This is a genomic window from Pseudomonas sp. SIMBA_041, assembly GCF_046535095.1.
Lineage (GTDB): Bacteria > Pseudomonadota > Gammaproteobacteria > Pseudomonadales > Pseudomonadaceae > Aquipseudomonas > Aquipseudomonas mucoides.
The window spans coordinates 1-319 of sequence record NZ_JAWRXJ010000132.1; the positions used below are offsets into that span (position 1 = coordinate 1).

Here is a 319-nt window from a genome sequence, read left to right on the forward strand (position 1 = left end):
GTAACAGCGTGGTTTGCTGATGAATTCCCATTTTCGCCAGCAGCGGCTCCAGCACCCGGCGGATAAAATCCGCAGGTGGCGCCGACGGGTTATCGGTACCGCCGCTCACTTCAACACGCGAAGGTCCATCGGCAAACCACAGCGCGGGCAGCACAGTTTGCAGCACCAGCGTACAACTTCCGGCGCTACCGATAGCAAAGCGGTAATCGCCGCCCCGCACGGTGCCAGGCCGGAAGAGCAGACGCTGCGATCCCAGCTCCGCACCTTCCACCGTTGCCCTACAAATTTCCGCAGCCGCTTTTACCGCGGTCAGATGCTG

At 61.4% G+C, this 319-nt stretch carries 1 protein-coding gene; it reads right to left on the reverse strand.

The window, feature by feature from the left end:
• Positions 1-319, reverse strand: a 319-nt coding sequence (locus SB725_RS30560) for an RNA 3'-terminal phosphate cyclase (RefSeq protein WP_410923087.1), incomplete at both ends; no start/stop codon positions are given.